This window comes from Pseudomonas sp. S2_A02 (assembly GCF_054668495.1).
Genome location: NZ_CP162776.1, coordinates 810,180 through 822,239, shown reverse-complemented (window position 1 = coordinate 822,239; position 12,060 = coordinate 810,180). Strand labels below are relative to the sequence as shown.

General features: G+C 59.9%; 10 protein-coding genes and 1 pseudogene. 6 read left to right on the top strand and 5 right to left on the bottom strand.

Going from position 1 to position 12,060, the window contains the following annotated elements; genetic code table 11:
- Window positions 1–31 precede the first annotated feature (31 nt).
- A complete protein-coding gene (locus AB4O41_RS03440) occupies window positions 32–535 on the bottom strand; it encodes a VOC family protein (RefSeq protein ID WP_460146245.1) in 504 nt (167 codons plus the stop codon).
- A 183-nt stretch (window positions 536–718) separates the two neighbouring features.
- Here AB4O41_RS03440 and AB4O41_RS03435 point away from each other — a divergent pair, with 183 nt between their 5' ends.
- A complete protein-coding gene (locus AB4O41_RS03435) occupies window positions 719–2,080 on the top strand; it encodes an XAC2610-related protein (protein ID WP_460146243.1) in 1,362 nt (453 codons plus the stop codon).
- A 15-nt stretch (window positions 2,081–2,095) separates the two neighbouring features.
- On the opposite strand, the pseudogene AB4O41_RS03430 reads toward AB4O41_RS03435, so the two are convergent.
- The 3 genes and pseudogenes from AB4O41_RS03430 to AB4O41_RS03420 all read right to left on the bottom strand — a co-directional run bounded on the left by AB4O41_RS03430 (window position 2,096) and on the right by AB4O41_RS03420 (window position 6,195).
- Window positions 2,096–4,574 (bottom strand): annotated as a pseudogene (locus AB4O41_RS03430) (TonB-dependent siderophore receptor).
- Window positions 4,575–4,680: 106 nt separating this feature from the next.
- Window positions 4,681–5,604 carry a FecR domain-containing protein gene (locus AB4O41_RS03425; RefSeq protein WP_460146241.1) on the bottom strand — a complete coding sequence of 308 codons (924 nt, stop codon included), beginning with the start codon at window positions 5,602–5,604 and terminating at the stop codon, window positions 4,681–4,683.
- A 66-nt stretch (window positions 5,605–5,670) separates the two neighbouring features.
- Entirely contained in the window at window positions 5,671–6,195 is a 525-nt protein-coding gene (locus tag AB4O41_RS03420; protein ID WP_460146239.1) for a sigma-70 family RNA polymerase sigma factor, read from the bottom strand.
- Between the two features lie 388 nt (window positions 6,196–6,583).
- Between AB4O41_RS03420 and AB4O41_RS03415 the strand changes: the two genes are divergently transcribed.
- The 4 genes from AB4O41_RS03415 (at window position 6,584) to AB4O41_RS03400 (ending at window position 10,482) form a co-directional block, all read left to right on the top strand.
- Entirely contained in the window at window positions 6,584–7,039 is a 456-nt protein-coding gene (locus AB4O41_RS03415; RefSeq protein WP_460146237.1) for a (2Fe-2S)-binding protein, read from the top strand.
- 24 nt (window positions 7,040–7,063) lie between these two features.
- Entirely contained in the window at window positions 7,064–9,232 is a 2,169-nt protein-coding gene (locus tag AB4O41_RS03410) for a xanthine dehydrogenase family protein molybdopterin-binding subunit (protein ID WP_460146235.1), read from the top strand.
- Between the two features lies 1 nt (window position 9,233).
- Complete coding sequence (locus AB4O41_RS03405; protein WP_460146233.1) at window positions 9,234–9,812, top strand: hypothetical protein; 579 nt, start codon at window positions 9,234–9,236, stop codon at window positions 9,810–9,812.
- Between the two features lie 73 nt (window positions 9,813–9,885).
- Window positions 9,886–10,482, top strand: coding sequence for a GGDEF domain-containing protein (locus AB4O41_RS03400; RefSeq protein WP_460146231.1), 597 nt, complete (start codon window positions 9,886–9,888; stop codon window positions 10,480–10,482).
- A 41-nt stretch (window positions 10,483–10,523) separates the two neighbouring features.
- Here the strand turns inward: AB4O41_RS03400 and AB4O41_RS03395 are convergent, their stop codons facing one another.
- On the bottom strand, window positions 10,524–10,949 hold the full coding sequence (locus AB4O41_RS03395) for a VOC family protein (protein WP_460146229.1): 426 nt from the start codon (window positions 10,947–10,949) through the stop codon (window positions 10,524–10,526).
- Window positions 10,950–11,062: 113 nt separating this feature from the next.
- Here AB4O41_RS03395 and AB4O41_RS03390 point away from each other — a divergent pair, with 113 nt between their 5' ends.
- Window positions 11,063–11,929 (top strand): LysR family transcriptional regulator, encoded by an 867-nt coding sequence (locus AB4O41_RS03390; RefSeq protein ID WP_460146227.1) that lies wholly within the window; start codon window positions 11,063–11,065, stop codon window positions 11,927–11,929.
- Window positions 11,930–12,060 lie beyond the last annotated feature (131 nt).

The window sequence follows — 12,060 nt, the reverse complement described above, 5'->3', positions numbered from 1 at the left end:
GGCGTCCTCGGCGGTTCAGCTTTGGAGTGTATTAGCTCTCGCCGTCAAAGGCTCGTTGCAGCGTGGCAATATCGAGTTTTTTCATTTGCAGCATCGCTGTCATGGCACGCTGGGATTTGGCTGTGTCGGGGTCTTTCATCATGTCCATCAACGCTACGGGCACGATTTGCCACGAAACGCCGAATTTATCCTTGAGCCAGCCGCATTGCTGCGCCTGCACAGGACCACCGGCAGACAGGTTGCCCCAGAAGTGGTCGACTTCTTCCTGGTTCTGGCAGTTGACCTGGAACGACACCGCTTCGTTGAAGGTGAACACCGGCCCGCCATTGAGCCCGGTGAAGGCATGGCCATCGAGCTCGAAACTGACGGTCATCACCGAACCTTCCGGGCGGCCATGGATTTCCTGACCGGCCTTGCCGTAATGGGTGATGGCGGTAATTCTCGAGTGATCGAAGATCGAACAGTAAAACTTCGCCGCCGCTTCGGCCTGATCGTCGAACCACAGGCAGGGTGTGAGTTTTGGAAAGCGTTGCATGGCGGTTGTCCTCGGCAGGTTGAACACTCTGGACTATCAGCGTAGTCAGCCTGTGGTCGCCCGGTTGTGCCGTAGATCGACAAGTCCTGAGAACTCCCCTGAGGCGGTTGATTCAGAGATATCGGCGTGGATCGATTGTCGCTAGACTTGCCGCCCCGATTTGCCGCAAGGACGCTCAGCATCATGGTTGCCCCTCGTTTATTGGCTGTTTCCTGCTCGTTCGCCGCTGCTGTCGTTGCCGCTGTCGTCAGTGCCGAGCCGCTGACTTACCACCTCACGGACCCTGCGCAAAAGTACGTCATCGACGTGCTGTTTACGCAGTCTTTCGATGGTGCTCCGGCGGCGATCACGCTGAAGGACAAGGCTGGCGGCCAAGTGTTGCAGCGCATCGAATCCACCGAGGCGTTCGGGCTATTCAAACCTGAGTCACAGAACGGCCAGACACTGGCTTACACCGAGCAGAGCCTGTTGGTGTTCGGCGATTTCAATTTCGACGGGCAACAAGACCTGGCCGTTCGTAACGGCAATGACGCTGGCTACGGCGGTCCATCCTATGACATCTATCTCTTCGATCCCGAGAGCCCGACCCTGGTCTTGAACAACGCTTTCTCTGACCTCACCCGTGAGCCACAACTCGGTCTGTTCGGCATAGACATCGCGGGTAAGCGCTTGCTGACGCAGTCCAAAAGCGGTTGCTGCTGGCATCAGAGTGCGACGTGGGAGATTCAGGGCAACACGCCTGTGATGCTGACCGAGAACATCAAGGTGGCACAGATGCCTTCCGAGGCAACGCCTCTGATGCCATTGGGTTACACCGACATCACTGACCGCGAATTGAAGCACGCTCAGTGGACGCAGACACGCCGTCTCGAAGGGCCTGTCGGAGAGGCGCCGGTGATGTTGCGTGGCACCGTTGACGGCAAGATCGCGGTCGAGCTCTGGTGGCAAGTGCAGGGTGCGGCTTACGTCGGCGAAGTTCGCTACCCCAAAAGCGGTAGCGGCAAACCGATTCGCTTGATCGGCGGCCCTTACGACGATGGCGGGGTGCAGTTACATGAATTGGATGACGCAGGTGGCACGACGGGTACCTGGTATCTGGAAGGCACGCCTGACGCCCATGGATTTCAAAGCGGAACCTGGCATGGTCCCGGCGAATGGATCTTGAGCGCAAAAACCCGGCCGACTGCCTTCAAAGTTGCTGACGCAAAGCTGCACCCCGTCGTTGCGAGCCAGCGCGAGGGGCGTTATGTGGTGAACAATTCCGAGGAGCCCCGAGTCGGGGAGCTGATTCTGAAAATAGTGACATCCACTGACAACAGCGCGACCGAGACGGCGGACATTCGCATGAACGTTCGCATCGCCAATGATCGCGTGCTGGAGCTACATGAGCAGTATCCATTGATGGCCGGTAACCTGATCATCGCCAAGGACGACAAAGATGATTTTATCTATCGCCTGCAAGTGCTGAACGGCGCGATTAAATTTGATGCCTTCGGCGACAATTACCAGTTCAGTTCGGCGTTTGTAAAACAGAACAATCCGTAGTTTTTCGGCCTCTGATCAGAAATCCCACTTGGTCGTCAGTTGCAGGCTGCGCGGTTCGCCGTAGAAGCCGGTGCCGAAATTGCCCAGTCCGGTGTAATAGGTCTCGTCGAACAGGTTTTTGACGTTGACCGTCGCGCTCAGGTGATCGTTGAAGCGATAGCGTGCCATCAGGTCCACCAGGTAGTAGCTGTCCTGGGTGATGCGTGAGTACTGGCCGAAGTTGACGGTATCGGAGGGGTTGGGCTGGAACACGTTGCCGAAAAACTCGCTTTGCCAGTTCACACCGCCGCCCACGGTCAGGTTTTCCCACGCGCCGGGCAGTCGATAGGTGCTGAACACGCGCACCACTTGTTCTGGGGCGGTGGTTTGCAGCACCGAGCCATAGACGTAATCGCCTTTGGCATCGCGGGTGTGGTTGTAGGTGTAGCCGGCCGACAGGTTCCAGCCTTCCATCACTTCACCGGCCAGTTCGAACTCGAAGCCTTTGGTGGTCGCGCCCTGAACGGCGGTGTACACCGACTCGGTTTCGAAGCCGCTGACGTACTGGGCGATGTTGTCCTGTTCAATGCGGAACACCGCAAAACTGGCGTTCAAGCGCCCACCGAAGTATTCGGCCTTGATGCCGGCTTCGTAGCTGTCGCCTTCCACCGGGTCGAGCAGTTGGCGCGCGGCGTCCTTGCTCATTTGTGGCTGATAGATGCTGGTGTAGCTTGTGTACAGCGAATAAGTATCGCTGAGGTCGTAGATCAGCCCGGCGTAAGGGGTGACCACGCCAGTCTGGCGATAACCGTCGCGCACGTCGGGCGTGTTCGGATCGCTGTAGTTGAGGTGGTCGCTGCCCTTGAAGTCGCTGACCCGGCCACCGAGGATCACAGACAGATCATCGGTGGGCTTGAGCCGGGTCGCCAGGTAGGCTCCGGTCTGGCGCTGGACGATGTCGTTATCGCCGACGCGCGGGATGTCCGGTTTGGGGAACTCGCCGCGCCAGTCGAAGATACTGCCGTCCAGGGCCGGATAGACCGAGCCGTGCACCGGGATGTCCTGGCGGGCGTTCATCGACATGAAACCGGCGATCAACTCATGCTCGCGACCGAACAGGCTGAAGGGGCCGGTGAGGTTGATGTCGATGTTGTCCTGAACCTGATCGCCCTTGAACTTGCCCATGTACATGAACATGCCGTTACCGGTGATCGGGTCCGGATTGCCGCCGCTGGCCGAGCCGAGCAGGGTGTCGTGCTGGCGGTGTTTGCGGTCGTAGCTGACTTTCAGTGTCCAGTCGTTGTTCCACCAAGGCGAAAATTGTCTGGTTGGTGAAGTCGCGACGGCTCCAGTCAGTGGCCGGGTTGAAGGAGCGGGAGAAGTTCGTGCGGGAGCCGTCGCTGGAGTACATCGGGAAACCGGTCCAGCTGGCGCCGCGCGAACGGGTATTTTGCTGGTCCATGCCGAAGGTCAGCAGGGTGTCCGGGGTCAGGTCCGCTTCGAGGATGCCGTAGGCGATGTCCTTGGTGTTCTGGTAGTGATCCATGTAGGCGCTGCGATCCTGATAGACCCCGACGAACCGCCCGCGCACGTTGCCGCTTTCAGTTAGCGGGCCGGAAATGTCGCCTTCGCTGCGATAGTTGTCCCAGGAGCCGACCGTGCCGGCAATCGATGCCTTGAATGCTTTGGTCGGGCGCTTGCGGATCAGGTTGACGGTGGCCGAGGGATCGCCCGAGCCGGTCATCAGGCCTGTTGCGCCTTTGATGATTTCAACGCGGTCGAAGGTCGCCATGTCGGTGCTGGTGGTGCCGTAATCGTAGACGCCGTCGTAGTCGGTATTGACGCCGTCGTACTGGAAATTGGTGATCGGCAGGCCTCGGCTGGAAAACTCCCAGCGTTCGCTGTCGTAGTTCTGCACGCTGATGCCGGGGGCGCGGCGCAGGGTATCGGCGATGCTGGTGGAGCCTTGGTCGTCCATTTGCTGACGGGTGATGACGGTCACCGACTGCGGTGTTTCGCGCAGGGACAACGGCAGGCCGGTGGTCGAGGAGGTCGAGCCGGTGGTGTAGGAATGAGTATCTTCAGTAGTGGCGCCCAGGCTTTGGCCGGAGATGGTCGTGGCGCCCAGTTCCAGCGCGCCTTGCGACGCAGGCGCTGCTTGCAACACATAGCCACCGTTGCCCTGGGGGCTGGCTTGCAGGCCGCTGCCTTGCAACAGACGCTGCAACGCTTGCGAGTCGGTGTAGTCGCCATCGAGGCCGGGGCTGCGCTTGCCGGCCGCGAGGTCGTTGTGACCGGCGAGGAAGACTCCGCTCTGCTCGGCGAAGCGATTGAGTACGCTTGCCAATGGTCCCGCCGCTATCGCGTAATGGCGTGTTCGGGGGCTGGACTGTTCACTGACGCCCGTGGTGTCTGCTTGAGCGAACGGCGCTGAAAAACTCAGGAATGCGGCCGGCAGGGCCAGCGCCAAGGGGCGCAGGGCAAAACGAGTGCGGGTGAAGGCGTTGCGTGACATGGCGTTCCCTGGAATCAGTTCGATCGGCAATGTGAGGTGCTTCTGAGGGGTTAACCGAACGAGAAAGGCAAAAGGGAACCGATTGCCGAAAAAGAGTTTTTTCTACTCAGGCTTTCGGGCCGACGCTGACCCACCAGGGGAAGGTCTTTTGCACCCGGATCGGCAATGCCGCTTCCAGTAGGCGCAATGCCTGATCGGTGTCCTTGAGGGGGAACGAGCCCATCACCGGCAGCTCGGCGACGACCGGATCGCAGTGCAAATGTCCCGGTCGGTAGCGGTTCAATTCGTCGATCAACTGGCCCAGTGGCAGGTTGTCTGCCAGCAGCAGGCCATGGCGCCAGGCTTCCCGTGAGGGGCTGGCGGCGGTGCTCAGCGCCATTGCGCTGTCGTTGAACGCCAGTTGCCGGTGGGCCTCGACAACCTGTATCGCGCCTTGGCGGGTGCGAACTTCAACCGCTCCTTCATAGACGTTCAGCAATATCTGTCGATCCTCCAGACGAACACTGAAGCGGGTACCCAGCGCCCGCAGTCGCCCTTGGGCGGTTTCCACCAGGAACGGTCGGCCGGGGTCCTTGGCGGTGTCGATCAACACTTCGCCGCACTGCAACTGCAGCAAGCGTTGCATGGCATCGAAGCGGACATTCAGCGCACTGAGTGCATTCAGCCAGATCCGGCTGCCGTCGTTGAGCACGGTTTCGCGGGTTTCCCCGGTGCCGGTAGCGAGGTCGGCAGTGAGCCGGCCGAGTGTTTCCGGCAGCGGCGTACCGCGCCAGGCAGCCCATCCCGTCAGGCTGCCAGCGGTGAGTATCAGCAAGCTCTTGAGGGTCTGGCGGCGACTGATTGGCGAACGGCCGCTGCTGCGCAGGACTTGGCTGACAGCCTGTTGCTCGTTCTCGTGTTGCAGCGGAGTGAAGCGCTCGCCGACCCGTTCGATGTAGCGCCAGGCGTCCTGATGGTCGGCACTTTGCGCCAGCCAGGCCTGCCAGCGCAGGCGTTCGTGATCGGCCACTTGTGGGTCGTGGAGTTGCACATACCACTGGGCCGCTTGCTCAAGGCTGGCATGGCTGAGTTTTTCAAAGGGACGGCGGGCATGGGGTTATTCAATCAGCAACCCATCGAGCTCGGCCTCGAGGATCGCGCAGTGCATCATGGCCTGGGCCAGGTATTTCTTGACCATGCGCTCGCTCACGCCGATCTCGCTGGCAATCAGTTTGTAGGGCATGCCGTGCAACTGAGCCAGGATAAATGCATCGCTGACCCGCTTGGGCAAGCGCTGCAGCAGGGAGTCCACTTCGTGCAAGGTCTCGACGATGATCGCCCGCTGTTCCGGTGAAGGTTGCAAGGCAGGAGGTCGTGCGGCGACGGTCTGCAGCCACGCTTGCTCCAACTGCCGACGACGCCAGTGATCAATGCACAAACCGCGAGCAATGGTCGCCAGATAGGAGCGTTCGCGAACATCGCAGTCAAACGCCTGCGGGCGCTTGAGCACTCGCATGAAGGTGTCATGAGCCAGGTCAGCGGCATCCATCGCATTGCTGAGGCGTCGACGCAACAACTCGTACAGCCATTGGTGGTGGCAGGCATAGAGGTTTTGAACCGAAGAAAAGTCAGCGATTGTCATTGAGAGCACACGTCCATGGCGACCGGCGTCGCGGTGCAAATAAGAATTGGTCGCGATTAAAGCAAATGGCCGGAAGTCTCGCAAATGATATTGGTTTGCTTTTAGGTGGGCCTGGCCCAGCTTTCCGATCAACCCGCGTAGAGCGACCGGTGGTCGATGAACATGGCTTGTGAGTTAAATTGCGCTTAGCTGTATGGATAACCCAAGGCGCGCGTAACGCCGACCTTGTAGGAGCGAAGCTTGCTCGCGAAGAACGATAACGCGGTGTGACAGCAAAGATGCCTTCGCGGGCAAGTCGGATCGCCGCACCGCTCGCTCCTACACAAAAAATGATGGCGTCGCGGCAGAGGCGCCCCTTCAGAACACCGTGAGTCTGAGGAAACCCGTAATGCTGACCCTTAATATCAATGGCAAGGACCAGGAACTGGATGTCCCCGCGGACATGCCGTTGCTCTGGGTGCTGCGCGATGTCGCGCACCTGACGGGCACCAAATTCGGTTGCGGAATGGCCCAGTGTGGCGCTTGTACCGTACACGTCGACGGCGCGCCGCTGCGCTCCTGCATCACGCCCGCCACGACGGTGGCCCACGGGCAGAAAATTCTCACCATCGAAGGCTTGTCCGCCGATGGCTCGCACCCGGTCCAGCAAGCCTGGGCCGAACTCGACGTGGTTCAGTGCGGTTATTGCCAGTCGGGGCAGATCATGTCGGCGGCAGCGTTGCTGGCGAAGATCCCCAAGCCCACCGACAGCGACATCGACCAGGCGCTGTCCGGCAACATCTGCCGCTGCGGCACCTACCCAAGAATCCGCGCTGCAGTCAAACGCGCCGCCGAGATCGGTTGATACCACGTCGAAGGGAGCTGACCCATGAACAGAATCAACCCTGTCTCGCGTCGCGGTTTTCTCAAGGGCAGTGCGGTGTTGGGCGGCGGTCTGGTGGTGGCATTTGTCATCCCGGGTGCCCATCGCTTTGCCCTCGGCGCCGAGAATCAAGGAAACGTCTTCGCCCCCAATGCCTTTTTACGCATTGGCAACGACAACAGCATCACCGTACTGCTCGGCCATTCTGAAATGGGCCAGGGCATCTGGACCGGCCTGACCATGTTGATTGCCGAAGAGCTGGACGCCGATTGGTCGAAAATCCGCGTCGAACATGCGCCAGCCTCGGCGGCCGATTATGGCCTGCCGGCGTTTGGCGGAATGCAGATCACCGGCGGTTCGACGTCGACCTGGATGGAGTTCGACCGCTATCGCCAGGCCGGAGCGGCGGCGCGCTTGATGCTGATCGAAGCGGCGGCCAAGCGATTCGACGTGGCACCTTCGCAGATCCGCACCGAGTCAGGCGTGGTCATTGCTGGCGACAAACGCGCCACTTACGGCGAACTGGCGGATGACGCCGCCAAGTTACCGATGCCGGATCCGGCCTCGATCAAGTTCAAGGACGCCAAAGACTGGAAGGTCATCGGCAAACCCACCAAGCGCCTCGACACTCCGGAGAAAATCACCGGGCAGGCGAAGTTCGGCATGGACGTGCAATTCGACGGGCTCATGACGGCGATGGTCGCTCGCCCACCGGTGTTCGGTGGCAGCGTCAAATCCTTCGAAGGTGCCGAGGCGCTGGTGGTGCCGGGGGTGCACAAAGTGGTGCAGGTACCCACGGGTGTCGCAGTGATTGCCGATCATTATTGGGCGGCGAAGCTGGGGCGCGATGCGCTGAAGGTCGAATGGGACCTGGGGCCGAACGCCGGGCTGGATAGCCAACAGCTGCTGGAGAGCTTTCGTAAACTCGCCGCCACCCCCGGCATTTCCGCCAGTAAGGCCGGGGATGCGACGGCGACGCTAGGCAAAGCGGCGAAGACGATTGAGGCTGAATACAGCGTGCCGTACCTGGCTCACGCGCCGATGGAACCGCTCAATTGCACGGTGAAAATATCCAAGGACAAATGCGAAATCTGGACCGGCACGCAGTTTCAAACACTGGATCAGATGATCGCCGGGAAGATCACCGGGCTCAAACCCGAACAGGTCGAGATCCACACCCAATTCCTCGGTGGCGGCTTCGGGCGTCGGGCCAATCCGACCTCTGATTTTGTCAGCGAAGCCGTGTACGTCGCCAAGGCAGCGGGCGGGCCGGTGAAAACCGTCTGGGCCCGAGAGGATGACATTCGCGGCGGTTACTACCGCTCGGCGTTCTTGCATCAGGCGCGCATCGGGCTGGGTGCTGACGGCATGCCAATGGCCTGGAAGCATGTGTTGGTCGGGCAGTCGATTCTGACGGGCACGTCGTTCGCGGCGACCATGGTCAAGGATGGCATCGACAAAACCTCCGTCGAAGGCGTGGCCGACAGCCCTTACCTTGAGGGGCTGGCCAACCATCAGGTCGAACTGCATTCACCGCAAACCGGCATCAGCGTGCTGTGGTTGCGCTCGGTTGGGCACACCCACACGGCATTCGTCATGGAGTCGTTGATCGATGAGCTGGCAGACGCCGCCGGCAAGGATCCGGTGGAATACCGACGGGCTCTGCTCAAGGCGCATCCACGGCATTTGGGCGTGCTGAATCTGGTGGTGGAGAAAGCCAACTGGAAAGCCCCCTTGCCGGATGGCCACGCATTGGGCGTGGCGGTGCATGAGTCCTTTGGCAGTTACGTCGCTCAAGTGGCCGAGGTGTCGCAGGATAACCTGGCGATTCGTGTACATCGGGTGGTGTGCGCGGTGGATTGCGGCATTGCGGTCAACCCGCAGGGCATCGCCGCGCAGATGGAATCAGGCATCACCTTTGGCCTGGGATTTACCTTGCACAGCAAACTGACGTTTAAGAACGGTCAGGTGGAACAGTCCAATTATCACGATTATCAGGTCCTGCGCCTGAACGAGATGCCGGTGGTCGAGGTGCATATCGTCCCCAGTAGCGACAAGCCCGGTGGCATCGGCGAGGTCGGTGTACCGCCAGTGGCGCCGGCAGTGGCGAACGCGGTGTTTGCCCTGACCGGGCAGCGTCTGCGGGAACTGCCGTTGCAATTGTCGGGGGTGTGAGATGAGACGACATGTGTTTCTTGGCGCTGTGATGCTGATCGGCCTGGGTGGCTATGCTTCGGACCTGTTCGCTGATGATAAAGAGGCGGTAAAGGCGTTCGACACGGTGCAGAAAGTGTTCCAGAGCCCGCGTTGTCAGAACTGTCATATCCCCGGCGATTCGCCGCTGCAGTTCAACGCCGGTATTCCTCATGCGATGAATGTGGTTCGCGGAATGGATGGCAAGGGCGCGGCCGGTTTGCCGTGTGCTACATGTCATGCCGAAAGCAATCCGCCGGCCAGTTATGGCCCTCACGCGCCGCCCGGAGCGCCGCATTGGAGCCTGCCGCCGGCTGCGCACAAAATGGCCTGGATCGGCCTGCCGGCCGACAAGTTGTGCGCGATGATCAAGGATCGTTCCAGTAATGGCGACCGTGATTTTGCGGCGCTGATCAAGCACGTCAGCGACGATAAGCTGGTGCTTTGGGGCTGGAATCCGGGTGAGGGGCGGGCGCCGGTGCCGGTGCCCCACGATATTTTCGTCACCCAGTTCAAACTCTGGGCCGATGCTGGAGGGCCGTGTCCGCTGGCAGGAAGCTGACCAGCGGCGCGTTTATAGGGAGTCATACCGGGTATGCGCGACTCTAACGTTCATATCCATCAAGGAGTGAGTGATGTTAACCCCAGGCAAACCGCTCAAACCCGGCGCTGGTGCAGACATGCGTGCGCCGAATGCACTCGACAGCGCAATACAGGATCGCGATGTATTGCGCGACTTGGCGCGCAAGGCCGAGCAAGCGCTGATGGGCGTGCAGATGGCGAGCATGGATGAATTGACCCTGCTCTCCAATCGTCACGGCTTCGAGGCTTTGGCTCAGTTAGGGCTGGAGGCCTGTCAGCAGTTGGGCAAACCCGCGACCCTGCTGTTTTTCGACCTTGATGACTTCAAGCGCATCAACCAGCTGTACGGTCGCGCCGAGGGCGACGATGCCCTGAAAACCTTCGCCGATGTGCTACGCATCGCCTTTCGTGAAAGCGATGTGATCGGCCGGCTCGGCAGCGATGAGTTTGCTGCCTTGTTGACCGGCGCCGACGCCGTGGAAATCGCCGCGATCAGAGCGCGCCTCGAAGAAATACTCGATGAACGCAATGCCACGGCGCATCGTGGCTATGACATTCGCTTCAGTATCGGGCAGATCGAGTTTGAGCCGACGGTTTATGACTCGATTGTAGAGCTGCTGGGTGAAGCTGAGAAGGTGATGGGCCGATAGTGCATTGTTGCCTCTTCGCGAGCAGGCCTGACAGCCAACACCTATTTGGCGAACAACTGATCAATATTCTTGAACGCCTTGAACTCCAGGGCGTTGCCGCAGGGGTCGAAGAGAAACATCGTCGCTTGTTCGCCCACCAATCCCTGAAAGCGGATGCCCGGTTCGATCACGAAACGCGTGCCAAGGGCTTTCAAGCGCTCGGCCAGCGTCTCCCATTCCTCGATCCCCAATACCACACCGAAATGCGGCACCGGTACGTCGTGGCCATCCACGGCGTTGGTATGGGCTGCTTCCTGAGAAGCGTTTTTCGGTGCCAGATGAATCACCAGTTGATGGCCGAAAAAGTTGAAATCGACCCAGTGGTCGCTGGAGCGACCTTCTTCCAGACCGAACACTTCACCATAGAAGCGCCGGGCAGCGGCCAAGTCGTAAACCGGGATGGCCAAGTGAAAAGGGGACAGTTGCATCGGTCGTGCCTCGACGGGTTGAGAGTTAAGACCGAGTTTAGTCCTGTGCTTTTTGATTGAAAGACGATAGTTTTTGCAGCGAGCTCAAATTATTTCGATCAATTGGAGAGCCCATGCTCCGGGAATTGAAAACCTTCATTGCCGTGACACGTCATGGCACGTTCGCTGCGGCAGGCATGCATATTGGCCTGACCCAGTCGGCGGTCAGCGCGCAGATTCGCAATCTCGAACAGGCATTGGGCATTCGCCTGTTCGATCGTACCGGCCGTCAGGCGATTCTCAATGCGGCGGGGCAGCGGGCGTTGCCGATGGCTCGGGAGATTCTTGAGACCTTCAACCGCATGGCCGTCAGTGACGACGTCGGCGAGTTTCGTGGCGAATTGAAGATCGGCGCGGTGGCGACCGTCCAGACCGGGTTGTTGCCGCGAGCGTTATTGCGACTCCGGCAACAGGCACCGTTGCTGGAGGCGAAGCTGGTGCCCGGGGTGTCCCTGAATCTGTTGAGTCAGGTGGACACCGGCGAAGTGGACTTGGCAATACTGATCAAGCCGCCATTTGAATTACCCAAGGAATTGTCGGTGCAAGTCATTCGCCGGGAGCCGTTTGTGCTGATCGTGCCGGCAGATCTTGAGGGCGACGATTCGCTGCAGTTGCTCGCCAACCATCCCCACGTACGCTACGACCGTAATTCTTTCGGTGGTCGCCTGGTGACTCGCTTTTTGCGCGAGCAGCAGATTGATGTGCAGGTGGCTCTGGAGCTGGATGAGCTGGAAGCTATCGTCAAAATGGTCGAATGCGGGCTGGGCGTTTCGCTATTGCCCGAGGCGGGGCTGTGGCTTGAGCATGGGCCGAAGGTGCGGGTCATCCCGTTGGGTGAGCTGACGTTCTATCGTGAGATCGTGCTGTTGCAGCGTTATAGTCAGCGCAGCCTGCCGATTCAACAACTGTTTGCCCGGTGTCTGTCTCCAATTGACGACTGAACACCATCCCCTGTGGGAGCGAGCCTGCTCGCGGTTTGTCAGTCGATACATGCAGTGCGTCTGACATCGTCATCGCGAGCAGGCTCGCTCCCACAAGGGGATTGCATCGACTGTGAAATGGCAGGCACAAA

Excerpts from the sequence above, each read along its gene's own strand:
- AB4O41_RS03440 (WP_460146245.1), bottom strand. The coding sequence starts at position 535 with ATGCAACGCTTTCCAAAACTCACACCCTGCCTGTGGTTCGACGATCAG.
- AB4O41_RS03435 (WP_460146243.1), top strand. The coding sequence starts at position 719 with ATGGTTGCCCCTCGTTTATTGGCTGTTTCCTGCTCGTTCGCCGCTGCT.
- AB4O41_RS03420 (WP_460146239.1), bottom strand. The coding sequence starts at position 6,195 with ATGACAATCGCTGACTTTTCTTCGGTTCAAAACCTCTATGCCTGCCAC.
- AB4O41_RS03415 (WP_460146237.1), top strand. The coding sequence starts at position 6,584 with ATGCTGACCCTTAATATCAATGGCAAGGACCAGGAACTGGATGTCCCC.
- AB4O41_RS03410 (WP_460146235.1), top strand. The coding sequence starts at position 7,064 with ATGAACAGAATCAACCCTGTCTCGCGTCGCGGTTTTCTCAAGGGCAGT.
- AB4O41_RS03405 (WP_460146233.1), top strand. The coding sequence starts at position 9,234 with ATGAGACGACATGTGTTTCTTGGCGCTGTGATGCTGATCGGCCTGGGT.
- AB4O41_RS03400 (WP_460146231.1), top strand. The coding sequence starts at position 9,886 with ATGTTAACCCCAGGCAAACCGCTCAAACCCGGCGCTGGTGCAGACATG.
- AB4O41_RS03395 (WP_460146229.1), bottom strand. The coding sequence starts at position 10,949 with ATGCAACTGTCCCCTTTTCACTTGGCCATCCCGGTTTACGACTTGGCC.
- AB4O41_RS03390 (WP_460146227.1), top strand. The coding sequence starts at position 11,063 with ATGCTCCGGGAATTGAAAACCTTCATTGCCGTGACACGTCATGGCACG.